Origin of the sequence: Novosphingopyxis sp. (assembly GCF_965218915.1) — a bacterium.
Taxonomy (GTDB): Bacteria; Pseudomonadota; Alphaproteobacteria; order Sphingomonadales; family Sphingomonadaceae; genus Novosphingopyxis.
Genome location: NZ_OZ244708.1, coordinates 3092231 through 3118249, shown reverse-complemented (window position 1 = coordinate 3118249; position 26019 = coordinate 3092231). Strand labels below are relative to the sequence as shown.

General features: G+C 62.0%; 20 protein-coding genes. 14 read left to right on the top strand and 6 right to left on the bottom strand.

The window, feature by feature from the left end; all coding sequences use genetic code 11:
* Position 1 precedes the first annotated feature (1 nt).
* Positions 2-763: an enoyl-CoA hydratase/isomerase family protein gene (locus ACOQPC_RS14720; protein ID WP_420606460.1), complete on the bottom strand. Its 762-nt coding sequence runs from the start codon at positions 761-763 to the stop codon at positions 2-4.
* A gap of 178 nt (positions 764-941) precedes the next feature.
* Here ACOQPC_RS14720 and ACOQPC_RS14715 point away from each other — a divergent pair, with 178 nt between their 5' ends.
* From ACOQPC_RS14715 to ACOQPC_RS14650, 14 genes are all read left to right on the top strand, one after another.
* Positions 942-2420: an aldehyde dehydrogenase gene (locus ACOQPC_RS14715; protein ID WP_420606459.1), complete on the top strand. Its 1479-nt coding sequence runs from the start codon at positions 942-944 to the stop codon at positions 2418-2420.
* A gap of 10 nt (positions 2421-2430) precedes the next feature.
* Positions 2431-3216, top strand: coding sequence for an SDR family NAD(P)-dependent oxidoreductase (locus tag ACOQPC_RS14710; protein ID WP_420606458.1), 786 nt, complete (start codon positions 2431-2433; stop codon positions 3214-3216).
* A gap of 123 nt (positions 3217-3339) precedes the next feature.
* A complete protein-coding gene (locus ACOQPC_RS14705) occupies positions 3340-4503 on the top strand; it encodes a cytochrome P450 (protein ID WP_420606457.1) in 1164 nt (387 codons plus the stop codon).
* Positions 4503-5735, top strand: coding sequence for a cytochrome P450 (locus ACOQPC_RS14700; protein ID WP_420606456.1), 1233 nt, complete (start codon positions 4503-4505; stop codon positions 5733-5735). The genes ACOQPC_RS14705 and ACOQPC_RS14700 overlap by 1 nt, the downstream gene beginning before the upstream one ends.
* A complete protein-coding gene (locus ACOQPC_RS14695; protein WP_420606455.1) occupies positions 5732-5923 on the top strand; it encodes a ferredoxin in 192 nt (63 codons plus the stop codon). Before ACOQPC_RS14700 ends, ACOQPC_RS14695 begins: the two co-directional genes overlap by 4 nt.
* A 6-nt stretch (positions 5924-5929) precedes the next feature.
* On the top strand, positions 5930-7144 hold the full coding sequence (locus tag ACOQPC_RS14690) for an NAD(P)/FAD-dependent oxidoreductase (RefSeq protein WP_420606454.1): 1215 nt from the start codon (positions 5930-5932) through the stop codon (positions 7142-7144).
* A complete protein-coding gene (locus ACOQPC_RS14685; RefSeq protein ID WP_420606453.1) occupies positions 7141-8523 on the top strand; it encodes an FAD-binding oxidoreductase in 1383 nt (460 codons plus the stop codon). The genes ACOQPC_RS14690 and ACOQPC_RS14685 overlap by 4 nt, the downstream gene beginning before the upstream one ends.
* Complete coding sequence (locus ACOQPC_RS14680; RefSeq protein WP_420606452.1) at positions 8520-9431, top strand: SMP-30/gluconolactonase/LRE family protein; 912 nt, start codon at positions 8520-8522, stop codon at positions 9429-9431. Before ACOQPC_RS14685 ends, ACOQPC_RS14680 begins: the two co-directional genes overlap by 4 nt.
* A gap of 3 nt (positions 9432-9434) precedes the next feature.
* Positions 9435-10184 carry an SDR family oxidoreductase gene (locus tag ACOQPC_RS14675; RefSeq protein WP_420606451.1) on the top strand — a complete coding sequence of 250 codons (750 nt, stop codon included), beginning with the start codon at positions 9435-9437 and terminating at the stop codon, positions 10182-10184.
* Positions 10185-10280: 96 nt separating this feature from the next.
* Positions 10281-11021, top strand: a complete 741-nt coding sequence (locus ACOQPC_RS14670) for a TetR/AcrR family transcriptional regulator (RefSeq protein ID WP_420606450.1) — start codon at positions 10281-10283, stop codon at positions 11019-11021.
* 63 nt (positions 11022-11084) lie between these two features.
* Positions 11085-12050, top strand: coding sequence for an acyl-CoA dehydrogenase family protein (locus tag ACOQPC_RS14665; RefSeq protein ID WP_420606449.1), 966 nt, complete (start codon positions 11085-11087; stop codon positions 12048-12050).
* Positions 12047-13192, top strand: a complete 1146-nt coding sequence (locus ACOQPC_RS14660; RefSeq protein WP_420606448.1) for an acyl-CoA dehydrogenase family protein — start codon at positions 12047-12049, stop codon at positions 13190-13192. Before ACOQPC_RS14665 ends, ACOQPC_RS14660 begins: the two co-directional genes overlap by 4 nt.
* Complete coding sequence (locus ACOQPC_RS14655; RefSeq protein ID WP_420606447.1) at positions 13189-13992, top strand: crotonase/enoyl-CoA hydratase family protein; 804 nt, start codon at positions 13189-13191, stop codon at positions 13990-13992. The genes ACOQPC_RS14660 and ACOQPC_RS14655 overlap by 4 nt, the downstream gene beginning before the upstream one ends.
* A gap of 311 nt (positions 13993-14303) precedes the next feature.
* Positions 14304-16382 (top strand): catalase, encoded by a 2079-nt coding sequence (locus tag ACOQPC_RS14650; RefSeq protein ID WP_420608159.1) that lies wholly within the window; start codon positions 14304-14306, stop codon positions 16380-16382.
* 119 nt (positions 16383-16501) lie between these two features.
* Here ACOQPC_RS14650 and ACOQPC_RS14645 read toward each other — a convergent pair whose 3' ends face one another.
* The 5 genes from ACOQPC_RS14645 to ACOQPC_RS14625 form a co-directional block, all read right to left on the bottom strand.
* Complete coding sequence (locus ACOQPC_RS14645) at positions 16502-18082, bottom strand: efflux transporter outer membrane subunit (protein ID WP_420606446.1); 1581 nt, start codon at positions 18080-18082, stop codon at positions 16502-16504.
* Entirely contained in the window at positions 18079-21327 is a 3249-nt protein-coding gene (locus ACOQPC_RS14640) for a multidrug efflux RND transporter permease subunit (protein WP_420606445.1), read from the bottom strand. Before ACOQPC_RS14640 ends, ACOQPC_RS14645 begins: the two co-directional genes overlap by 4 nt.
* A 10-nt stretch (positions 21328-21337) precedes the next feature.
* Positions 21338-22531 carry an efflux RND transporter periplasmic adaptor subunit gene (locus ACOQPC_RS14635; protein WP_420606444.1) on the bottom strand — a complete coding sequence of 398 codons (1194 nt, stop codon included), beginning with the start codon at positions 22529-22531 and terminating at the stop codon, positions 21338-21340.
* A 126-nt stretch (positions 22532-22657) separates the two neighbouring features.
* Positions 22658-23656 (bottom strand): GTP 3',8-cyclase MoaA, encoded by a 999-nt coding sequence (gene moaA, locus ACOQPC_RS14630; protein ID WP_420606443.1) that lies wholly within the window; start codon positions 23654-23656, stop codon positions 22658-22660.
* Complete coding sequence (locus ACOQPC_RS14625; RefSeq protein ID WP_420606442.1) at positions 23656-25959, bottom strand: FdhF/YdeP family oxidoreductase; 2304 nt, start codon at positions 25957-25959, stop codon at positions 23656-23658. The genes moaA and ACOQPC_RS14625 overlap by 1 nt, the downstream gene beginning before the upstream one ends.
* Positions 25960-26019 lie beyond the last annotated feature (60 nt).

Sequence of the window (26019 nt, the reverse complement as noted above, 5' to 3'; positions counted from 1 at the left end):
TTCAGCTCCGCCAAACCGGATCGCGACGCTCGGTATGGGCCTGAAATCCCTCTATCGCATCGGCGGAATGCGACGACAGGTTATATAGTCGGATTTCATTCGCCTTGGCCTCGTCCGTCACCGCGACAGCACTGAGCAGATTTTCTTTCGATAGCCTGACTGCTAGCGGCGACTGCTTCGCGATTGTGCGCGCCATCTTCATCGATTCTTCCAGCAACTGTTCGCCGGGTACAACTTTGTTGACCATGCCGTGGGCCAGTGCGCGATTGGCGTCGATCGCCTCGGCGGTCATCGACATTTCCATCAACAAGCACAGCGGAATCGCTTGGTTGGCAAGCGGCACTTCACAATTTACGATGCCGACAGCCACTTCGGGCAGTCCGAAGAGAGCGTCGTCTGCGGCAATGCGGATATCGCAGCGTACCGCCAGCAGAATTAGTCCGGCGCCGAGGCAATGTCCCTGGATCGCTCCGATCACAGGCTTGAAGAGCTTTCCCTGGCCGAAGATTCCCATCTCTTCACGGGGTTGGCTAGACCAGCTGCCTTGACGCTCGGTATATTCCTTGGCGTCCGCGCCGACGCAAAATGCACGGCCTTCGCCACGGAGGATCGCAACGCGAGCAGAACGATCGCCATTATAGCGTTCGAACGCCTCGCTCAGGTCGCTTGCCATCTCCGAACCCCAGGCGTTCAGCCGCTCGGGCCGGTTCATCGAAATTACGGCGATGCCATCATCGTCGACTTCGTAAGTTACCCATTGCACGAACGGTATCCCCTATTTTCCGCAAGCCCAACGCCAAACTCGGCATGGAATTCATCGGCGTTTTCCATGCTCCTTTTGTCGAACACCCTTGACACGATTGTCAACAGAAAACAGAAGGGCTCTGACGGATCGGAGATTCATTCAGTCGTCCGATCTGGAAATTAGGACAGGGTTTCTGATGGTATCGACCACGCAAGATCGGCTCTACATTGGCGGCGAATGGGTTGCGCCGATAGACGGCGGCGTGATTGAATCGGTTGATCCGGCCAACGGTCAAACATGGGCGACGGCTGCCTTCGGTGGCGCCCTTGACATGGACCGCGCGATTGATGCCGCGGGTGACGCGAGGAAGGGCAAGTGGAAGACAATGCCGGTCGCCGAACGGGCGGGGCTACTGCGGCGTTTCGCCGAACTTTACGTGCGTGAAGCGGACACGCTTTCCTACGTTGAGTCGCGCGATACCGGACGCCCGATCCGCGACACTAAGCCCGAATTTCCGGGTCATGGTCAGATCTGGTGGTGGAACGCCTCACTGGCGGACAAGCTCGGTGGCCGGACGATTCCGATGGATCCGTCCGTTCACGTCTATACTACACGCGAGCCGGTCGGTGTGGTCGGCGCGATCACCGCATGGAACGCGCCGAGTTTTCTTGCCAATCTCAAGATCGCACCGGCCTTGGCGGCGGGGTGCACGGTCATCTTGAAACCATCCGAAATCACCCCGGTCGGCGCCTTTTATTTGGCACGGATAGCCGAGGAAGCGGGTATTCCGCCGGGCGTTTTCAACGTGGTGCCAGCATATGGCAATGGGGGCGGGTCGCGGCTTGTAGAGCATCGCGGGGTTGATAAAATCTCGTTCACCGGATCAGGCGCGACAGCCAAGAAATTGCTGGTGCTCGGCGCGCCCACTCTCAAGCGCTTCACCTTCGAATTGGGCGGCAAGGCTCCCCATATTATTTTCGAGGACGCCGATATCGAAATGGCGATAAACGCCGCTACGTCTTCCGCCTGGGCGGTATGCGGGCAAAGCTGTGCGCTGGGCAGTCGTGTATTGGTGCAGCGGTCGATTTATACGAAGGTTCGCGACGCATTCCGCGATCGCGCGGCGATGGTCCGGGTTGGCCAGCCGATGGACCCGCAAACCCATATGGGACCGCAAGCGCATACCGCCCAGCTCGAAAAGACGATGTCCTATTTCGATGTTGCGCGCGATGAAGGCGCGACTTTGGTCGCGGGCGGGGAAAGGATGATCGCCGGGGACCTGGCTGACGGATATTATGTCAAGCCGACCGTTTATGCCGATGTCGATAATTCGATGCGGATCGCTCGCGATGAAATTTTTGGCCCGGTGGCCGCGCTGATTCCCTTCGACACGGAAGAAGAAGCTGTCGCGATCGCAAACGATACCGATTACGGACTCACCGCTGGACTGTGGACCCGCGATCTGGGCCGCGCGCACCGCGTCGCCGCCCAGATCGAGGCGGGGAGCGTATGGATCAACACCTATCGCTTCATACGTTTTCCGATTCCCTATGGCGGTATGAAGCAATCGGGATGGGGCCGCGAGAACGGCATAGAAGCCTTGGATAGCTATCTTGAGACCAAGGCGACGGCGGTGAACCTGACCGGCCAGTTTCCGAACCAATATGCAAGTTGAGGAGAGGGCGTTGCGACTGGCGGGAAAACGAACGATAATAACGGCGGCGGCATCCGGGATGGGGCTTGCCGGCGCTCGCTTGTTTGCACGCGAAGGTGCACGGCTCGTGCTCGTCGACATCAACCGAGAAGCGCTCGACGCCGCAGTAGCGGAGTTGCGAGAACACGGCGCGGAAGCCCACGCCTTGGTCGTCGATCTTTGCGATTTGTCGGCGGCGAAAAAGCTGGTCCATGACGCGGCTGAATTATTGGGTGGCGTCGATATCTTATGGAACCATGCGGGCATCGCCTGCCCGGTGGACGTCGAGGATCTCGACATGGACGCCTATGACCGCAGCCACGCGGTGAACGTCACCGCGGCGCTGGTCGCCAGCGGACAGGCGTCGAAATTGCTGCGTGAGAACGCAGACGGTGGTTCCATAATATTCACGGCGTCGACAGCCGGTCTTGTCGGATCTGCTTACAGCCCGATCTATTCCGCGCAGAAATTCGCCGTCATCGGCATGATGATGGGACTGGCACAGCGCTTCGCCAAAGAGCGAATTCGCGTAAACGCCGTATGTCCAGGGCCGACTAATACTCCGATGCTGCCGACCTTCTTCGCCAAACCGGGCGAAACGCTGTCGCAAGGGGAACTCGACGAGCGCGTTCGCACCGGAGTCAGTGCGTCGGTACCGATGGGCCGTGCCGGCGAGCCCGAAGAGGTCGCGCACGCCGCCTTGTGGCTTGCGTCAGATGATTCCTCGTTCGTCACGGGTATCGCACTCCCCGTAGACGGCGGATACACCAGTCGTTGAGAGGCAGTAATGGGCGATACCGAAATATTTTCCCGATCGCACGATGCGCACCCTTCGGATGTTGCACAGCATCCGTTGTGGACCCCCGAAGGACGCCAGGATCCTTATCCGTGGTATGATCACATGCTCGCGAATCATCCGGTCGCCGAATTGCCGGATATTCAGGCGTGGGGTGTATTTCGCTATGAGGACATCAATCACATATTGCGCAACGACGGCGATCCCTTCTCCATCGAGCGTCGTTTCGACCGCATGCCGGAGGAACAGCGCGAAGTCTATTTCGCGACCGGAACGCTGGTCGGAATCGATCCGCCACGGCATACCCGGTTGCGCAGTCTGGCAGGCCAGGCGTTTCGCCCCAATGTGATCGAAGGCCTGCGTCCTTATGCCGAGCGGACATCGGCGGCCCTGTTCGACAAAGTCCTGCCGCGGGGCGAATTCAATTTCCTCACCGATTATGCAACGCCGCTGCCGCAGGCGATGATTACCGAGATGATGGGCGTGCCCGACGATGACCGCGAACTCTATTACGGGCTTACGCGCGACATCGAGAATTCGATGAGCCACTATATTGGCATGCCGGTGTCCGACGAGCAGCTCGCGCTTGGCAAGAAGGCGTACAATCAGCTTTGCGCATTGTTCGACCCGATCTTCGAAGATCGTCGGAAAAACCCGCGCAAGGACATGATGACCGGCCTGATCAAAGCCGAGGCGGATGGCGAGAAGCTAACCCAGTGGGAGCTGCAGAAGATGGCGATCTTCGCCTATTTTGCCGCGTTCCAGACTACCCAAGGCCTGCTTTCCAACTCTCTCGTCATCCTAGACAAAAACCGGGATCAGTTGGAGAAGCTACGCGAGAATCCTGATCTGATACCCAAGGCGATCGACGAAATTCTTCGCTACCGTGCGCCGGCACCGGTCATCACGCGCATGACTACCGCGGATGTCGAGCTTCGTGGCAAGACGATCCCCAAAGGCTCGATGGCGCTGCTATTTCTCAACGCGGCGAATCACGATCCCAGCGTCTTCCCCGATCCGCACGAATTCGATGTGGAGCGCCCTAATGCGGCTCGGCATTTGGCCTTTGCGATTGGCGCGCATTTCTGTCTCGGTGCCGCACTGGCGAGACTTGAGGGCCAGGTGTTCCTTCAACACTGGCTCAAGCGCGTCAAGGATTTCGAGATCATGGACAAGGGCCCGCTCGACTGGGAGCCTGAAAACATCAACGTCCTGACACTGCGCAACCTTCAGGTTCGCGTCGAGACGTTCGCGCAAGAGACCGCCTGATGAACGCGCCGTTCGCCTATGATCCGTTCGCGCCAGAAGTGATGGAGAACCCGCTTCCCTGGTACAAGGAATTGCGCGCGAACCATCCTGTCTATTACGCGGCAAAATACGACACCTTCGTATTTTCGCGGTTCGATGACATCATCGAGTTGATGAGTCAGGGCGACAACGTCTTCATCGCCTCGGAACAGACATTGCCTAGCCCCTCGCTGCTGGCATCTGTTCATCACGAAGAGGCGCCGCCGCCACTTGAGATGGACCCATTGCCGCGCAGCTCCAACCTCGGTTATCCATGGTACGAGCAGATCCGCAAGGCACAGATCAAGCCGCTGCGACCCAAAAGCGTGCTCTCTATTGAGGACATGGTGCGCGATCTTGCTGAGGAACGTCTCAATGCGCTCCTGCCGCGCGGCGAGTTTGATCTTACCCAGGATTATGGCGGCGTCGTCGCAGCAGCCATCACCTGTCATTTCTTTGGCATGCCGGCGAGCCAGGCTGTTGAGGTGCGCAACGCCGTCAACGCAGTGACGGTGTCCGATCCTGAAGCAGGCGGTGTGGACCTGACCAAGCTGGTCGATAACCTTGTCGCGCTGATCCAGCCATCGGTCGAGCGCCGCCGCGCGGCGGGTGCGGACGGATCGGTGCCACTGGTCGATGGACTCATCAATTACCGCTTCGAAGAGCGTCCGCTTACCGATCGAGAGGTCGCGATGCAGGGTATCTGCGTGTTCGTCGGAGGTACGGAGACTGTACCCAAGATCACCGCGCACGGGCTGATGGAGCTTGCCAGTCATCCAGAACAGCTCGCCGCCGTGCAGGCCGACCTTGCCGGGGGTGTGCCGATCGCGATCGAGGAATTCATTCGTTTTTGCGCACCCGCGCAATGGTTTGCCCGGACCTGTCACAAAGAGACCGTTGTCGCTGGCCAGCACATCCGCCCGGGCCAGAGGGTGTTGGCGCTATTCGGATCGGCAGCGCGAGACGAACGCATATTCGACCGGCCCGACGAATTCCTCTGGAATCGGGAAATCGATCAGGTGATCTCCTTCGGCTTTGGTCAGCATCATTGCATCGGTTCGCATGTCGCGCGGCTCGAGCTGCGCGTCCTTGTCGACGCCTTTTTACGGCGCGTGAAATCCTATGCTTTCGATATGTCGCGTTCCACCCGTCTGCCATCGAGCTTCCAATGGGGTTGGAACAGTCTTTTCGTTAAAGTCAAGGAACTGGCATGAAGGTCGTGGTGGATTGGGCATTGTGTGACGGCAATGGCGTCTGTTCGGTGGAAGCGCCGGATATCTTCGAGTTGAACGACGATGACGAACTGGTCGTCCTGAAGGACGAGTTCGGGGCCGAGCTGAAAGAGCAAGCGAGCGCGGCGGTAAGAGTCTGTCCGAAGCGCGCGCTTAGGTTAGAGGCCTAATCGTCGATGAACTCAGACCCGATCGCCATTGTCGGTGCATCGCTCGCCGGCCTGAATGCCGGACTGGAGCTTCGCCGGCAGGGATATCGTGGCCGGTTGGTCATGATCGGCGACGAACCTCATCGACCATATGATCGACCGCCACTGTCGAAGGAATTGCTTTGCGGCGACTGGCCGCCGACGCAGGCAAATCTGCGTTTCGAGGAGGGAGAACTGGACGCTGAATGGTGGCTCGGCCTTCGGGCCACCTCCATCGATGTAGAGCGCCGTGCGATAGGTTTCGATGACGGGTCCAGCGCCGAATTTCCCGGTGGGATCGTCATTGCCGCCGGTGCCACGCCCCGAACGCTACCCGGCGCGGAGCTGGATGGTGTGCATATGCTGCGTTCGCTCGACGATGTTACGGGACTGCGAAATCAACTGCGGGCCGAGACCAGGGTTGCGGTGATCGGCGCAGGATTCATCGGTCAGGAAGTTGCCTCATCGTGTCGTAAAATGGGCTTTCCTGTTACGATGATCGAGGCCACGGCTCCCGCTCGTCACGTGCTGGGCGACGAACTGGCGCATCGGATTGCCAATATCCACCGCGATCATGGAGTTGATGTCCGCCTCGACGTCGCGGTTGCCGCGCTTGAGGGAGAGGGCGCGCTGGCTGGCGTTCGGCTCTCCGATGGCAGCTTTGTCGCGGCGGACCTGGCGGTCGTAGGTATCGGCGTGCTGCCAAATACCGACTGGCTGGAACAATCAGACCTTATCATCGACAATGGCATCCTGTGCGACGAAACCTGCCTTGCTGCACCAGGCATCGTCGCTTGCGGAGATATCGCCCGCTGGCCCAATCGCCGCTATGGCGAGCTTCGTCGTGTCGAGCATTGGGACAATGCGGTGCGCATGGGTGTGCACGCCGCGCGCCGTCTGCTGGCGGCGGACGACGATCCGGCGGCACATGAGCCATATGCACCGGTGCCGTGGTTCTGGTCGGATCAGTACGGGATCAAAATGCAATTGGTCGGCTCCGCATACGATCATCACGAGGTACGGATTGTCGATGACGCGGATGGCAAGCTGCTGGCGCTATTTCGCCGCGACGATCGGATGATCGGAGCATTCGCTATAGCCAACACCAAACGCGTCCTGACCTTCCGGCGTCTGCTTGATCGCGATCCAAGCTGGATCGAAGGACTGGAAGCGGCAGGTATCGGCGAAAGCGTCGCGACGTGATCGATGCGCTCCAATCCATCGTCGGATGCGACGGCGTTGTCCATGGGGACGCGATCGAAGAGCGCTATCGTAGCGACATTCTGAAAAAATCGCGCAGTGACCCTGGTGCCGTAATACGTCCTCGCTCGACCGAAGAAGTTGCCGCGGTTCTGCGTTATGCCCATTCTTCGGCCACGCCGGTCACCCCATGGGGTGGCGGCACCGGGCTGGTGGGCGGGGGACTGGCAGCGCCCGGCGGGATTCTCATCGACCTGGCTCGAATGAACCAAATCGCTGAAATCGACAGGGTCTCTTCGACCGTAACCGTCGAAGCCGGGGCCGTGCTTCAGAATGTGCAGGAAGCCGTCGAAGCGGAGGGCTTTCTGCTCCCGCTCGATCTAGGTTCGCGGGGTTCGGCAACCATTGGTGGCGTTATCTCGACCAATGCGGGCGGCGTCCGCGTCCTGCGTTGGGGCATGATGCGAGATATGGTGCTCGGTCTCGAAGCTGTCCTCGCCGACGGCACGATCGTAGCGACGCTGGGCAAGTCGTTGAAGGACAATGCGGGTTACGACTGGAAGCATTTGATGATCGGCAGCGAGGGGACGCTCGGTATCGTCACCCGCGCGGTACTGAGACTGCGGCCGCAGCCGCGCAGTACGCAGACGGCGCTGCTCGCCACAGGCTCGGTCGAGCAGGTTGCGAATATCCTGCACAAGCTGCAGGCGCGGTTGGCTGGACGATTGTCGAGCTTCGAGCTGATGTGGAACGATTTCTACGCCTTTGTCAGCGATGCGCAGCGCGAGCAACGCGCGCCACCGATGCCATCCGGCAGCCCGATATATATTCTCGTCGAAGCGATGGGCGACGATGCGACGCAAGACGATGCCGCGTTTTCCAGCGTTCTCGAACAGCTATTCGAGGCGGGCCTGATAACGGACGCGGTTATCGCTCAATCCGAAAAACAGCGAGATGGTCTTTGGGCGGTGCGCGAAGACCTGATCGACGTGATGGCGGCAATCAGTCCGCGCTACGCATTCGACGTCAGCATGGCGCTTGCAGACATGGCCGCATTCGTCGCAGATGCGCAAATGCGCGTCGAGGCCGCTCTTCCGGGCGCCACGCTCATGTTCTACGGCCATGGAGGCGATGGCAACCTGCATGTCGTGGTTGGCCCTGGAAATCATCCCAACAGTGCCGAGATGGCCAGTGACGCCGTCTACACGGCAACCCGGTCGGTCGGCGGGTCGATCTCGGCAGAGCACGGCATCGGCACCTACAAGCTGAACTATATCGGTCTCAGCCGGTCGCCTGCGGAACTCGACCTGATGCGAACGATCAAGCGCGCGCTCGACCCATCCAACATTCTCAATCCAGGAAAGGTGCTGCCTCCCCGATGAACCGGAGCATCGGCCCGCCACCCACCTTGCGCTGCGCTATCGACGCCAAAACCTACCTCGGCGAGACGCCGATATGGTCGCCCGCGGAACGGGCGCTTTACTGGATCAACTGTGAGCGTGAACCGATGCTCAGCCGATGGAACGCGATGGACGGCGAGCGGGAGAACTGGTCGATGCCCGAACGTATCGGCGGCGTCGTCTTGAAAGAAACCGGTGGGGCGCTCGTCGTGCTTGCGCGTGGCCTGCACGACTTCGATTTCTTGACCGGTGAACTAAGCCTGCGCGTGCCGTCGCCGCTGCCCGAACATATTTCGCTTCATGAGGTTCAATGCGATCGCGATGGTCGGCTATGGGTCGGCTCGATCAACCACCGCCTCCGAGATACGCCGACATTACCGGGCGGGGGCAAGTTGTTTCGGCTCGACGGCGATGCGTTGGTGTCAGTCGTTGAGGATATCAATTGTGCCAATGGCCTCGCTTTCAGTCCGGACGGAACCAGGCTTTATCTATCCGATTCGCCGACAAGCATCATCGAATCTTGGACACTCGACCGTGCCACCGGGTCGCTCAGCGAAAGACAAACCTTTGCGAAGGTGGATCCCGCGCACGGCTTCGTGGATGGCGCGACCGTAGATTCGGAGGGCGGTTACTGGGCTACGCTGGTCTATGGCGCCGCGCTGCGCCGATATGCGCCGGATGGAGCGATCGACCGACACCTTGCGCTGCCATTTTCCAACCCCACCAAAGTGGCCTTTGCAGGAGACGACATGCGGACGCTATTCATCACGACGACCAAAATGACCCCGCGTAGCGGCAAGGCAAATCTTGGCCAGGATATGCTCGGCGGCATCTACGCCATCGAGTCGGACATCGCCGGGATACCCGACCCGTTATGGCGGGGTTATTGAACGATGGCGACCGGCGACGTTGCGCTCATCACTTATGCCGACGATTATGTTGGCCCCGGCGCCGTCGATACGCTGCTTGAAGACGGATTCACCGTTCTTGCCCACAGTTTGCGGTTCGGGGACGCGACAGAGCGCGATATGTTTGCGGCGGCGCATCCGCTCTGCCACATCGCAAGCTCCACCGATGCGGTAGATTGCGTGGCCGAAGCGAAACAGCGGTTCGGTCGCGTCGACGCGGCGTTGAGCAACGACATCCCGTTCGCTCTGGTCGATGATGTAGTCCAAAAGGTGGACCGCAGCGATTTCGACGCAATGGTCGAGGCATTGCTGCTGCGCCCGCAACGTTTCGTCGCGGCCGTTCTGGAAACGATGCTGGCGCAGAAAAGCGGTCGGCTGGCGCTTGTAACATCGGGCGCGGCGGACAAGTTTCCGCATCGATCCTCCGACGGAAATACCGGTTATCTCGCCGCCCGGGCGGGCGCGAACGCCCTGGCCCGAACGCTCGCCGTCAAGCACGCGGCGGACAATATACAAATCAACGTGATCGCGCCCTTCTATCTCTACAGCGATCGAGTGTTCCCGGCGCCAGGCGGTCAGAACGATCCTGCCCATAAAGACCGCCTCGCGCGTGATGTACCTTCCAACCGGTTCGGTGAGGACAGCGAAGTCGGCGCGCTCGTTTCGTTTCTGCTCTCAGGGCGGTCTGCTTTCACCACCGGCCAGGTAATTGCATTTTCGGGTGCCGGCGCTTGAAAAGCGTATCATAAGCCGAAGTTCGTGCAGGGGTAACGACAGCGACATCGGCTAAATCAGGTTGACAGCGCTTCGTGAGCGAGCACAACCGCAGTCATGGCAGACGATACCAAGAATGCAGTCGCCGCGACGAAGCGTAAGCGTCGGCGATCGGAACCAGGCGAAGCGATCCGGCGCAAGATCAAGTCGCTGGCTACCGAAATGTTTATCCGTCACGGATATAATGGCATTACGTTTCTGGATCTGGCAAAAGAACTCGGCATCAATCATTCGCTGATCCACTACCATTTCGGCACCAAGGCAAACCTCGCGGAAGAAGTTCTACAGGACTTCGCTGAAATCGGAATTCGCGAAAACCGTGCGATCTGGGGTAATCCGGACGCCTCCCTGTTCTCTAAATTCGTGGCAGCGCGTGACCGCATGTACAGGCGCTTTATATTTTTCAATCCTGCCGGCAAAATGCAGCATCCAACCGGATTGGTGTCACGATTTTCTATGGATGCTGAAACGGTTGGCCCAAATCTTCGCAGCCTTGTTCAATCGACACAGGAATCGCTCGACCAAACCGTGCTTGATGCCGTGCGGATCGCGGTGGATCGCGGTGAGCTTATACCCGATGCGCCGACCCAGCATATCATGCTGCAGATCAGCAGTATTCTATATGTCGCCGGGCCAACAGCGCGCTATGGGTGGGAATTCACGCGTCTCGACGAACATTTCCACGGTGCGCTCGCAATGCTCATGCGCGCTTACGGTGTTTCGCCTGAATTGCCGTCGGCCTGGCCCAGCGTCAAGGAGCCCAAAAAGCGCAAGTCGAATAAAACGGAGCCGAACTGACTGAAGCCCTGTTCTTGACAAAAATGTCAAAACCAAGAAAGGGTGGCGCTCGAGAGGAGCGCGATGATCGACGAAGAAACCAGATATCTGGTGGCAGCGACCGCTGAGAAGTTGCTCACGGACCTGGTCAACCGGCCTATATCCGATGCATGGCCGCTAATCGCCGAAAACGGTCTGCATCTCGTTCTCGTCCCTGAAGCGGCTGGCGGTCTGGCGCTTGGTGGGGAGATCGCAGCAGCGATAATCGCCCATGCGGCCAGCCTGTCGATCATGATACCCATCGGAGAGACTATCGTAGCCAACTTGCTCATGGCACGCGCCGGGATTGAATCGGATGATCGGATCGCTACGCTTGTCGGCCGCGTGACGGACCGGGTTCCATGGGCGCGGCATGCGGCACATGTGGTAATCGAGTCGATAGATCCCGGTAAGATGATCGTTGTAAATGACGATGCCATCGTCATCACCGATACTGGCAATAGCCTGACAGGTGCTCCGCGCGATTCAGTGAGTGATTTCGGCAATGCCGCCAAGCATGAGCTGCCAGGTGGCACGGGCGCCGTCGAACGCTGCGGCGCGGCATTGCGTATCATCGAAATGGCAGGTGCCGCGCGAACGATTCTCTCGCTCACCGTCGAATATGTATGCATGCGCAGACAGTTCGGTCGCCCCTTGTCGAAATTTCAAGCGATTCAGCAAGAGTTGGCACGCATGGCGGGCCAAGTCGCCGTGCTAGACGGGGCTGCGGGAATTGCTTGCGCTTTTCTCGATGGCCCGCTCGGGCCTTCGCTGGAGCTGGCAGCGGCGAAAGCCCGAGCCAATGAGGCCGCTGGTTTGATCGCGGCGATCGCGCATCAAGCGCATGGCGCGATTGGATTTACCGATGAATATCGCCTTGGTCGACTGACGAAATCCTTGTGGAGCAGTCGTTCCGAGTTCGGTGGCGCTGCGTATTGGCAAGACTGGATCGCCGACTATGTCTTGGCTGACTCCGCTGAAGAATTGTGGCCGATGATCGTCGCTGCATGAATAATTTTCGCTTCCCTTCACCGCCCGAGCATATGGACGCGGAGCTTTTGCGCGAACAGGTGCGCATTTTTCTGTCGCATGAACTTGTCGGGGTTCCAGCAGAGAGGCTTGCACAATCGTGGAGTGGCTATGATCCCGAATTTAGCCGCAAGCTGGGTCGGCGTGGTTGGCTCGGCATGACATGGCCCAAAAAATACGGAGGTCATGAGCGAAGCGCCGCGGAACGCTATGTCGTGATGGAAGAGTTGTTGGCCGCAGGGGCACCGGTCGGATCGCATTGGATTGCCGAACGACAGAGTGGCCCATTATTGCTCAAATTCGGGACAGAGGCACAGCGAATGGAGGTGCTACCCCGCATCGCGGCTGGGGAATGCCAGATATGTATAGGCATGAGCGAACCGGATGCGGGCTCCGATCTTGCCGCCGTTCGAACGCGCGCTGAGCGTTCGGAGGATGGATGGCGCGTCCACGGCACGAAGCTCTGGACCACCAATGCGGCCGCTTGCGATTATATGGTTCTATTTTGCCGAACCAGCGGCACGTCGGAGGATCGCCGGTCAGGCACCAGTCAGTTGCTGGTCGATTTGAACCTCCCGGGTATTTCCATCTCTCCTATCACTGACATTTCCGGTGCGGCGCATTTCAATGAGGTGGTGTTTGAAGATGCCGCGGTGCCGGCTGATGCGCTCATCGGGAAGGAAGGACAAGGCTGGCGACAGGTCATGAGCGAACTCGCATATGAACGCAGTGGTCCCGAGCGATTCCTGTCGAGTTTTGTCCATCTGGTTGAACTGGTCCGATTGCTGCGCGGTCGCGACGATGCGGCGGCACGGCGCGCAGTTGGCCGCCTGGTCGCTCACATTATCGTGCTGCGACGCCTGTCGCTTGGCGTTACGGCGATGCTTGACGAAGGCGACGATCCACAACTTCAGGCTTCGCTCGTCAAGGATTTGGGCTCATTACTCGAACAGGAGATACCTGAAATCGCACAATCGCTCATCGACTGTGAACCGGCTCTTGGTGGTGCGCCTTTCCCGGCAGTCCTGGCGCACGGCATATTGAACGCACCCTCCTTTTCGCTGCGAGGTGGCACGCGGGAGGTGCTGCGCGGCATCATCGCCCGCGGATTGGGACTTCGATGACGGATATCATCCTTCGCCGTGACGAGACCGGCGGTATCGTCGTTCTGACGTTGAACCGACCCGAGACACGTAATCCGATTTCCGATCTCGATATGGTCGAGGCGCTTGTGGCGAACGTTGCCGCCGCGGATGCCGACCCGCAGACACGAGTGATTATCCTGACGGGTGCCGGCAGAGCGTTTTCAACAGGAGGCAACATTAAGGCAATGCGTGAAGGCGCGGGACTTCGTGACGCATTGCCCGCGGTAACGCGGGGCAATTATCGTCATGGGATCCAACGGCTCCCCTTGTTGTTCGACGCGCTTGAGGTTCCGGTAATCGCAGCGGTAAACGGCCCGGCAATCGGTGCTGGCTGCGATTTGGCTTGCATGTGCGACATCCGCATTGCCGGAGCGAGCGCAAAGTTCGCGGAGAGCTTTGTCAAGCTCGGTATCGTTGCCGGGGACGGTGGTGCGTGGTTTCTGCCAAGGATAATCGGGCAGTCGCGTGCGGCGGAACTGTCTTTTACCGGTGATATGATTGATGCCGACGAAGCGCTGGCCTGTGGCTTGGTCTCCCGCGTGGTTCACGACGAGGCCTTGATGGATGAGGCGCTAATCCTTGCAAGGCGGATTGCCGCCAATCCGCCACATGCGGTGCGCATGACCAAGCGGCTGTTGCGTGAGGGCAGGCAGTCTTCGCTCGGGGCAGTCCTGGAAATGTCCGCAGCGTTTCAGGCGCTGGCCCACGCGACTGAAGATCACGCCGAAGCCGTCCAGGCGTTTTTGGACAAGCGCGCACCGCAATTCAAAGGGCGTTGATTACCTTTACGGCAACGTCAAATCTACGTCATCGCGAGATTTCGGCAATTATATACTTGAGTGAGCAATGTTGAAATAGGCAACTTCCAAAAATCATTGCCCGACGGTGGAGGGCTCGACGTGCTAATTTAGGCCGCGAGCTGTGCCACATGTTCTGACGACGGGCATGCCGCAATACGCGCGGCTGCGATGGCAATCCGACGCGCGCGTAACGATAATAATTTTCCGTCAGCCGAACTTTCCCTTCCGATGCCTGTTCGATGAATGAGCGCGATGATCTTGATCCGCACGCGTAAATCCGGGAGAATATGATGGCCGACGATCTGAGCCTCGATAAAGGCGGCGCGCCGCATCAGACCGCCAAGGGCGACGCTGATGGCATGACCACGGCGCAGGGTGCTCCGGTCGCTAACGATCAGAGCTGGCTAAGGGCCGGTGCGCGGGGCCCGGCGCTCCTCGAAGACCATATCGCACGCGAGAAGATCTTCCATTTCGATCACGAACGTATTCCGGAGCGCGTGGTGCACGCGCGCGGCTACGGCGCCCATGGCACGTTCGAACTGGCCGAGGACCTGTCCGAACATACCCGCGCCAGGGTGCTGACCGAGGTCGGCAAAAAGGTGCCGGTGTTCGTGCGGTTTTCGACCGTCGCGGGCAACCAGGGCTCGCCCGACCTTGCGCGCGACGTGCGCGGTTTCGCGGTGAAATTCTATACCGACGAGGGCAATTGGGACATCGTCGGCAACAACATCCCGGTGTTCTTCATCCAGGATGCGATGAAGTTTCCCGATCTGATCCATGCCGCCAAGCCGGCGCCCGACCGCGGTTTCCCGCAGGCACAGACCGCGCACGACAATTTCTGGGATTTCGTGACGCTCAGCCCGGAATCGATGAACATGATCATGTGGATCATGTCCGACCGGACGATCCCGCGCTCGTTTCGCTTCATGGAAGGGTTCGGCGTGCACACCTTCCGATTGGTCAACGCCGAAGGCAAGTCGAGCTTCGTCAAGTTCCACTGGAAGCCGAAACAGGGGCTGCAATCGGTGGTGTGGAACGAGGCGCTCAAGGTCAACGGCGCCGATCCGGACTTTCACCGCCGCGACCTGTGGGCGGCGATCGACGCGGGCGATTATCCGCAATGGGACCTCGGCGTGCAGATTTTCGACGAGGCGTTCGCGGAGAATTTCGAATTCGACGTGCTCGACGCCACCAAGATCATTCCCGAGGAGCAGATACCGGTGCGGATCGTCGGCACGATGACGCTCGACGACAATGTCGACAATTTCTTCGCCGAGACCGAGCAGGTCGCGTTCTGCACGCAGAACATCGTGCCGGGGATCGACCAGTCGAACGATCCGCTGCTGCAGGGCCGCAACTTCTCCTATCTCGACACGCAGTTGAAGCGGCTCGGCGGACCGAACTTCACGCATATTCCGGTCAACGCTCCGAAATGCCCCGTGCGGCATTTCCAGCAGGACGGGCATATGGCGATGACCAATCCGAAGGGCCGCGTGAATTACGAGCCCAACAGCTGGGGCGAAGGTACAGGCGAGGAGGCCGGTCCGCGCGAAAATCCCGAGCGTGGGTTCGACAGCTATCCGGAACAGGTCGAGGGGCCGAAGCTTCGCGCGCGACCGGAAAGCTTCGCCGATCATTACAGCCAGGCGCGGCAATTCTACATCAGCCAGACGCCGACCGAGCAGGCGCATATGGGCAGTGCGCTTACTTTCGAACTGTCCAAGGTCGGACGGCCCGAAATCCGCGCCCGGATGGTCGGACATCTGCGCAACATCGATGACGGCCTGGCGCAAACCGTCGCTGACGGCCTCGGCATGGCCGAACTGCCCGGCAAGTTGAAGGCGGCGAAGGAACCGATCGCCGATCTGCCCGAAAGCCCCGCCTTGTCGATCATCAGGAACGGACCGGGGAACTTCAAGGGACGCAAGCTCGGCATCTATATTGCCGAAGGCGGCGATGCTCCGACGGTTGCGGCGCTCCAGAAGGCGGCAAAGGACGCCGGCGCGATGTGCGAGATCATCGCGCCGCATGTGTCGGGCGCCAAATTGTCGGACGGCAAGATGGTCGAAGCGGACGAGAAGATCGATGGCGCGCCGTCGGTGGTCTACGACGCCGTCGCTATTGTGATGGGCGAGGAGTCCGGCCGCGAACGCGCCAGGGACAAGCCCAGCCAGGACTTCGTCAGCGATGCGTTCGCCCATGCCAAGTTCATTGCCTACACCGATGCAGCGATGCCGATCTTCGCGGCCATCGGGCTCGACGAACGCCTCGACGACGGCTGCATGAAGTTGAGCGGCGCTGGTGATGCGTCAGGCTTCATCGAAACATGCGGCAAGCTGCGTTTCTGGGAGCGCGAAGCGGTCCAATAAAGGCCGATAGCGGAAGCGTGGATTCGATCCGACCACGATCATATTTATGATGGTCATTGCGATAATAGCCGTGAAGCGGGCGCCGCTTCTGCAAAGCGCAGCCCGGAGCGCCGGCATGTCTATTGGTCGCCGATTTCCTGGCGCAAAGGCTCGAGCGAAACCGGCGCGATCGGCACTTCGGCGCCGCCGCCCAGCGCTACGTAGAGCGCCGCGAAATTCTGCAGCTCCTGCCGCTCGGCGGTCAGCAGGGTCTGCCGCGCGGTGAACAGATTGCGTTCGGCGTCGAGCACCTCGAGATAATTGGCGACGCCCTCGCGGTAGCGCAGCCGGGCGAGGTGCGCGATGCGCTCCTGCGCGTCGACGGCGCGGCGCAGCACCGCCGCCTGCTCGGCGATGTAGCGCCGCCCCGCCAGCGCGTCGGACACCTCGCGAAACGCGTTCTGCACCGTCCGGTCGTAATTGGCGACCGATTCGAGCCGCAGCGCGCGCGCCAGGCCGAGATCGGCATCGCGCGCGCCCCAGTCGAAGATCGGCAGGCTCAGCGACGGTCCGATGCTCCAGGTGAAGCCGTCGCCGCTGAACAGCCCGCCGAGGCTGCTCGAGGCGAAGCCTGCGGTGCCGGTCAGCGAGATCGTCGGGAAGAACGCCGCGCGCGCCGCGCCGATATTGGCCTCGTCGGCGCGCAGCAACTCCTCGGCCTGGACGATGTCCGGGCGCACCAGCAGCAGCCGCGATGGCAGGCCGGCATCGAGCGCGGTGGTCACCGTCTGGTCGGCCAGGTCGAGGCCCGGCGGCAGATCGGCGGGCAAGCGGCCGCCGACGAGCACCGTCAGCTGGTTGGTCAGATTGGCGGCGCTCAATTGCTGTACCGAAACTTGCTGCTCGGCCTGCGTCAGCAGCGTTTCGGCCTGATAGAAATCGAGCGCGCTGGTGACGCCGGCGTCGAGCCGCAGCCGGGCGATGCGAAGGCCCTCCTGGCGGCTCTCCACGGTACGCCGGGCGAGCGCGAGCTGCTCCTGCGTTTCGACCAGCTGATAATAAACCGAGGCGGTGTCGCCGATCAGCGAGAGGTAAAAGGCGCGCTGCGCCGCCACGGTAGCGAGATATTGCGCGCGCGCCGCTTCGGTCAGATTGGCGACGCGGCCCCAGAAATCGAGCTCGAAGGCGGAGACGCCGACGCCGACGCTGAACCGGTTGAACGTGGCGCCGCCCGATCCGGCGGTGACGGTTCCGGTCCCCGTTCCGGTTCCATCATCGCCATCCGCACCATCCGCCGGATCTCGTCCGGTGCCGTCTCCCGTACCGGTTCCGGTTCCAGGAACGACACCGGTTCCCACGCCGGTCGTCGCGGCTCCGCTGCTGCCGACCCGGCTGCGGATAGCGCTGCCGTTGACGCCTATCGTCGGCAGGCGCTGCGCGTTCTGGATGCGGTATTGCGCCTGCGCCTGTTCGATCCGCGCGGTCGCCGCGAGCAGATCGCGGTTGTTCGCCAGCGCCTCGGCGATCAGCGCGTCCAGCCGCGGATCGGCGAAATAATCCTGCCAGGCCAGGCTGCTCGCGACCACGCCGCCGTCGGGGCGGTAATCCGGATCATAGGCCGGCTCGGTCGAAAGAGTTGGCCGCGCGTGATCGGGCGCGAAATTGACACAGCCGGCCAGCGCCAGGGATGCGCCCGAGGCGAGGGCGAGGCGGCGGATCATGATGCAGGCTCCGGCTCTTCGCGGTTATCGCCCGGATGCGCGGGTTCCTCGCCGAGCGAGCCTGAGGCATGCGGTTTCTTGCGGCTAAGTTTCTCGCGCACCATAAGGTAGAGCAGCGGGATCACGAAGATGCCGATGCCGGTCGCCGCGATCATCCCGCCCATCACGCCGGTGCCGACGGCAATGCGGCTGGCCGCGCCCGCGCCGCTGGCGATCACCAGCGGCACCATGCCCAGAATAAAAGCGAGCGAGGTCATGATGATGGGCCTGAGGCGCAGCTTGGCCGCTTCCTTGACCGCTTCGAGCGGCTTCAGCCCACGGTCCTCCTCCTCGATCGCGAACTCGACGATCAGGATGGCATTCTTGGCGGCGAGACCGATGATGGTGATCAGGCCGACGTTGAAATAGACGTCCGCCGACAACCCCCGGATCACCGAGAACAGCACCGCGCCGAGCACGCCCATCGGCACGATCAGCAGCACCGAAACCGGGATCGCCCAGCTTTCGTAGAGAGCGGCGAGTAGCAGGAACACGACCAGGATCGACATGCCGAGCAGCGCGCCGACCTGTCCGGCCGACTGCTTCTCCTCGTAACTGATGCCGGTCCATTCGAAGCCGATCCCGGTGGGCAATTGCTTGGCGAGCCGTTCCATTTCGTCGAGCGCGGCGCCCGACGATCGGCCGGGCGCGGCTTCGCCCGAAATCGTCATGGCGGGATAGCCGTTATAGCGCGCGAGGCTCGGCGGGCCGGCCGACCATGCGGCGGTGGCGAAGGCGCTGAACGGCACGAGATCGCCTTGCGGATTGGGCACGCGCAGCTGCAGCACGTCCTCGGGCGTCATGCGATATTTCGCGTCGGCCTGCACGATCACGCGCAGCACGCGGCCGTTGCGGTTGAAGTCGTTGGCATAGGCCGATCCGAAATTGATCGCCAGCGCGGCGTTCACGTCGCTGATCGACAGGCCGAGCGCGGTCGCCAGCGTGCGGTCGATTTCGACCTGGAGCTGCGGCGCGGCGGGCTGGTCCTCGGGCCGCACATTGGCGAGCACGCCGCTTTGCGAGGCCATGCCAAGCAGCTGTCCCGAAGCCTGCTGCAGCACGTCGCGGCCCACGCCGGTGCGGTCTTCGAGCTTGATCGAGAAGCCGCTGGCATTGCCGAGCGACTGGATCGGCGGCGGCTGGATGACGAACACGATGGCGCCGTCGACCTGCGAGAAGACGCCCATCGCCTTGCCGAGCAGCGAAGCTGCGTCGCTGCCCTTGGCGGTGCGCTCGTCCCATGGCTTGAACGGCGAAAACATCAGCGCGTTATTCTGTCCCTGGCCGAAAAAGCTGAAGCCCCGCACCACGACGAGATCGGCGACCTCGGGCTGGTCGAGCCAGAATTTCTGCACCGGTGCGATCGCCTCCTCGAGCCGGTTGCGCGTGGAGCCCGGCGGACCCTGCACCACGGTGATCAGATAGCCCTGGTCCTCGGTCGGCAGGAACGCGGTGGGCAGGCGCAGAAACAAAAAGATGGCGAGCGCGCCGAGCAGCGCGAACATTGCGAGGCCGCGCAGCGGGTGCGAGAGAATGCGATCGTTGGTCCGGCCGTAGCGCTCCGTCATCCGCCCGAACCAGCGGTTGAAACCCGCGAAGAAACGCCGCACCGCCGCGATACCCCGGGCGATGGGGCCGGCCGCTTCCCCGCCAGTCTGTTCGGTATCCGGGTCGCGGCGCTCGGCCAGCGGCATTTCGTCGTCCTCGATCGGCTTCAAAAAGGCCGCGCATAGCGCGGGGGTCAGCGTCAGCGCCATCAGCGCCGAGAACAGGATCGAGATCGCTAGGGTAACGGAGAATTGCCGGTAGATGCCGCCGGTCGAGCCCGGGAAAAACGCCATCGGCACGAACACTGCCACCAGCACCAGCGTGATGCCGATGATCGCGCCCGAAATCTGATCCATCGCCTTGCGCGTGGCCTCCAGCGGAGGCAGTCCCTCCTCGCGCATGATGCGCTCGACATTCTCGATCACGACAATCGCGTCGTCGACGAGAATGCCGATGGCGAGCACCATGCCGAACAGCGTGAGCACGTTGATCGAGAAGCCGAACAGCCACAGCCCCAGGCAGGCACCCGACAGCGCGATCGGCACGACCAGCGTGGGGATGATCGTGGCACGCCAGTTCTGCAGGAACAGGAACATTACGAGGAACACCAGCGCCATCGCCTCGACGAGCGTGATGACCACCTCCTCGACCGAGCTCTGGACGAACGGCGTGGTGTCGTATGGGATGGAGTAGGTGACGCCCTGCGGCAGGCCGGGGGCGAGCTCCTTCATCCGCTCCTTGACCCCGGCCGCGGTGCTCAGCGCGTTGGCGCCGGTCGCCAGCTGCACCGCCATGCCGGCCATCGGCTCGCCGTTCAGCGTGGTCGACGTGCCGTAGCTTTGCGCCCCGATTTCCACCCGCGCGACATCGCCCAGCCGCACGGTCGCGCCGCTCTCCGCGGCGCGCAGGATGATCTGCTCGAATTGCTCGACGGTCGAGAAGCGGTCCTGGGTGACGATGGTCGCCTCGATCTGCTGGTCGCTCAGCGTCGGCAGCGCGCCGAGCGAGCCGCCGGCGGTCTGGCTGTTCTGCTCGCGCACCGCGGCGAGCACGGCGGAAGGGGCCAGGCCGAAGCTGGCCAGCCGTTCGGGATCGAGCCAGATGCGCATGGCATATTCCGAACCGAACAGGGTGACGTCGCCCACGCCGGGGACACGCCGCAGCTCGTCGATCACCTGGAGCGAGGCGATATTGCCGAGATCGACCGGACCGAAGCGGTTGCCGGTGCTCGACAGCGCGACGATCAGCAGGAAGCCGCTATTGGCCTGGCGCACGGTGATGCCCTGCTGGCGCACGCTGTCGGGCAGCCGCGCTTCGACGGTGGACAGCCGGTTCTGCACCTCGGTCTGCGCGATATCGATGTCGGTGCCGGCCTCGAACGTCAGCGTGATCGACGCCGTCCCGTTCGATTGGCTCGAACTGGCCATGTAGAGATAACCCTCGACCCCGTTCAGCTGTTGCTCGATCACCTGAGTGACGTTCTGCTCCAGCGTCTGCGCGTCTGCGCCGGGATAGGCGACGTTGATCGTCAGCGACGGCGGGCTGACCTGCGGATATTGCTCGATCGGCAGCGCGCGCAGCGCGATGATGCCGGACAGCAGCACGCCCAGCGCGATGACCCAGGCAAAGACCGGCCGATCGATGAAATAGCGGGGCACGCGGCCGCCCTTACTTCGCCTTGGAGGATGGGGCGGCGGCTTTGGACTTCGCGGGCGCGGTGCCCGATCCCAGCACCGAGCGCGCGTCGCGTGGCTTGACCGGCGCGCCCTCGCGGATTTTCTGCAGATTGCTGACGATCACCTTGTCGCCCGGCCGCAGCCCGTCCTCGACGATCCAGTCGGTCCCCGAGAGCGGCCCCAGCGTGACCTTGCGGCTCTGCGCCACGCCCTTGGCGCCGACGACGAACAGGCTGGCGCCGTTCTCGCCGATCTGCACGGCGCGCTGCGGCACCATGATGCCGCCCTCGCGCGTGCCGGCCATGATCCGCGCGCGCACGAAATCGCCCGGCAGCAGCAGCCGCTGCGGATTGGTGATCTCGCCGCGCAGCGTCACCGAGCTCGTGCCCTGGTCGACCGAATAGTCGAAGAAATTGAGATGCCCGGTAATCGGATAGCGGGTGCCGTCCTCGAACGTCACCTCGAATTCGATCCGGCCATCGTCGGAGAGCGCGATATCGCCCGCGGCGATCGCGCGCCGGATCTTGAGTACCTCGGACGAGGATTGGGAGAGCGTCACATAGACCGGATCGAGCTGTTCGATCCGCGTCATCAGCGTCGCCTCGGTCTGGCTGACCAGCGCGCCCTCGGTCACCTGCGCGCGCCCCACCCGGCCGGAAATCGGCGCGCGCACGGTGGTGTAGCCGAGCTGCAGCTGCGCGGCGTCGAGCTGGGCCTTGGCTTCGGAAACGGCGGCTTCGGCTTCGCGCTGCGCGGCGATGGCGGCGTCATATTCCTGCTGGCTGATCGCCTGCTCGCTTACCAGCGGCTTGTAGCGGCGCACCACGGCGTTGGCGTTGGCCGCCGTGGCACGCAGCCGCTGCAGATTGGCGCGGACCTGCGCGCCGGTGGCCTGCAGCTCGCGCGGGTCGATGCGGAACAGCGGCGCGCCCTTGGCGATATCGGTGCCCTCTTCGTAGAGCCGTGCCTGAACGATGCCGGTGACGCGCGCGCGCACCTCGGCAGTGCGCACGGGTTCGATCCGGCCGGGCAGCTCGACGATATTGGGGACCGACTGCGACTGTACCGTCATCACATCGACCGGCATCGCGGGTGGCGCGGCGGGCTCTTCGTCACCGCCGGAACATCCGGCAAGCGCCAGCATGGCAGCCGGGAATATCGTGCGCATGTAAGCTGTCGAGACCATGCGTAGGCGCTCCTTCGCAATTGCAGCATGCAAATAGGGCAGGATAATCAATGCGGCAAGGCGCGCGGCTTACAATAGGTCAGTTTTTTTTCGAAATGCAACTGGAACGAATGTCCGAAGACGGCTTCAGCCGCCGGTCACCGACATGTGCCGCGCCAAAGCGGGCTCGGAACCTTTGGCAATGCGGAAATGGTGGCGCTCCGGCTTGGTCTTCATCGCGCGATCCAGCGCGGCGTCGAGCGCGGCGTCGGGCCGGTCCCCACGCACCGCGGCGCGCAAGTCCGTCATCTCGCCATGGCCCAGGCAGGGGAACAGCTCGCCCTTGGCGGTCACGCGCACGCGGTTGCAGCTGGCGCAGAAATTATGGCTGATCGGGCTGATGAAGCCGATCCGCCCGCCGGTTTCGGCCACGTTCCAGTAGCGCGCCGGACCGCCGCTGACATGGTTTGACGGCTCCAGCGTAAAGCGCTGCTCCAGATCGCGGCGCACGGTTTCCAGCGACAGGAACTGGTCGGAGCGCTCAGCGGCGATATCGCCCAGCGGCATCACCTCGATAAAGGTAATGTCCATGCCCTTGCCATGCGCCCAGGCGGTGAGGTCGGGAATTTCCTCACGGTTGGTATTGGCGAGCGCCACGGCGTTGAGCTTGATCTTTATGCCCGCATCCAGCGCCGCGTCGATCCCGGCGAGCACCTTGTCCAGCATATCGCGATTGGTCAACGCGGCGAATTTTTGCCTGTCACGCGTGTCGAGCGAGACGTTGAGCCGCTTCACCCCGGCGGCCGCGATGCGCGTGGCATGGCGCGCCAGATTGGTGGCGTTGGTGGTCATGGTGAGCTCGTCCAGACCGCTTCCCAGTCGCGCGCCGAGCTCCTCGATCAGCGGCAGCGTGACCGCGCGCACCAGCGGTTCGCCGCCGGTCAGGCGGATTTTGTTCACGCCGCGCGCGATGAAGGCGTCGGCCACCTGCACCAGCTCGTCGAGATCGAGCAGCTCTCGCCTCGGCAGGAACTGCATCGCCTCGCCCATGCAGTAATTGCAGCGCAGGTCGCAGCGGTCGGTCACCGACATCCGCAAATAGCGGATCGTGCGGCCATATTCGTCGATCAGATTTCCACAGGCCATCAGTCGGCTTCTATCCTTACTGGCACGCCCTTGGAAGCCGGAGTTTTGGACCGCTCGTCATGATACCAGAGCGGAACGAGCGGATTGAGTTCGGGGAAATAACCGCCGAGGCACCCGTCCGGTGTCTCGTAGGGCGTGACGGTGAGCCCCGACACGCGCCGGTCCGCGCCGTCGTCGGCATCGCCGATCAGCGACACGCGCTGGCCGGCCCGCAGCCCGGCCTGTGCCATTTCCCCGGGGTTGATCAGCACCACGTGGCGCGTGCCCTCGATCCCCCGGAAGCGATCCGAATAGCCGTATATGGTGGTGTTGAACTGGTCGTTGGAGCGCAACGTGATCAGACGAAAGCGGCCCTCCCTGTCCTCGACGCCGGTGGCCGAGAGCATGGCCGGCGTGGTGAACTCCGCCCTGCCGCTTGCCGTCTTCCAGATGCGCTCGCGCGCGCTGTTGCCGCGATAGAAGCCGCCGGCCTCGTTCATGCGCTCGTTCATGTCGTAGAACTCGTCATGGTAGGTTTCGGCGATCAGGTCGCGTACCAGAGCGTAATCGCCGGTCCATGCGTCCCATTTCAGCTTGGGGTTGGCGGCCACCGTCTCCTTGGCGAGCCCCGCTACGATGGCGAGTTCGCTCATCAGCTCATCGCTGGCCGGCGGACGCTTGCCCAGCGAGGCGTAGACATGGCTGAACGTGTCTTCCATCGTCACCTGTTGCGCGCCGGTAGCCTGCATGTCCCGTTCCGACCTCGCCAGGCAGGGCAACAGCCACGCGCTCTTGCCGTTGATCAGATGGCTGCGGTTGAGCTTGGTCGCGATCTGCACCGTCAGCTCCATCTCCTGCCACGCGTGCTCCATCTTCTCCCGCTCGGGAATGGCGCGCACGAAATTGCCGCCGAGCGATACGAACGCCTTGACCGAACCGTCCAATATGCCTTCGCACGCCTCCACCGTGTTCATGCCGTCCTCGCGCGGCGGTTCGAACCCGAATTGCGCGGCGATGGTGTCGAGCGGCACCAGCTTGGTCTTTTCGGCGATGCCCACGGTGCGCTGACCCTGCACGTTGCTGTGCCCGCGCACGGGGCTCATCCCCGCGCCGGGCCGCCCGATATTGCCGCGCAGCAGCAGGAAGTTGGTGAGCAGCCCGATATTCTCGAACCCGTGGACGTGCTGGGTCAGCCCCATGCCGTAGATGCCGATCACCTTTTCGGCGTCCATATATACGCGCGCGGCGTCCATCAGCGCGGTGCGGGAGAGGCCGCAATTGGCTTCGATCTCGTCCCAGTCGGTCGTCTCGCACTTCGCCTTGAATTCGTCGAAGCCGTGGGTGTGCTCGGCGATGAAATCCTCGTCGATCACGCCGCTGCCGGTGTTGCGCCGGCGCGCCGCGTCGCATTCCAGGATGAATTTGCACATGCCCAGGATCGCCGCGATGTCGCCGCCGGCCTTGACCTGATGGTATTGATAGCTGATCTCGGTGGCCTTGCCGCTCAGCATCTGCACGGGGTTTTGCGGATCGACAAACTCCTCCAGCCCTTTCTCCTTCAGCGGATTGAAGGTGACGATCCGGCATCCCCGCTTCACCGCCGCCTGCAGCGGGTGGAGGAAGCGCGGGCTGTTCGATCCGGTGTTCTGGCCGAAGAAGAAGATCGCGTCGCAATGTTCGAAATCGTCCAGCGTGCAGGTGCCGACCGGCGCGCCGATCACCTTGGTCAGCGCGACGGAGGTGGTTTCGTGGCACATGTTCGAGCTGTCGGGCAGGTTGTTATGGCCATAGACCCGGGCGAACAGCGCGTAGAGATAGCTCGTCTCCAAGCTCGCCCGCCCCGAAGCGTAGAAGATCACCGATTTGGGATCGAGTTTTTTGAGATGCGCGCCGATCGCCCGGAACGCCTCGTCCCAGCTTGCCGGCACGTAATGGTCGGTCTCGGGATCGTAGCGCATCGGGTGGGTCAGCCGCCCCTCGATCTCCAGATCATAATCCTTCCAGCGCCGCAGCTCCGATACGCTGTGCGTCGAAAAGAATTGAGGCGTGCAGCGCTTGCTCGTCAGTTCCCACAGCGTCGCCTTGGCGCCGTTCTCGCAAAATTCGAACGGGTGAGGTTTGGCCGGCTTGGCCCAGGCGCAGCTGGTGCACATATGGCCACCGGTCTTGTTCTGCCGCTGCAGCGTCTCGAACATGCCGGGCGAGGGCTTTTCGGTGCCGAGAATTTTGGCGATGCCCTTCAGACTGCCCCAACCGCCCGCCGGGCCGTCATAATGCGGCATGTCGTCATCATGCTTGTTGGCGGGATCGCGCGTGTCGCTCATCTGGGGCTCTCCATGGATATTTGGATAATCGATGAGCGCGTGATTTGATCCGCAATCATT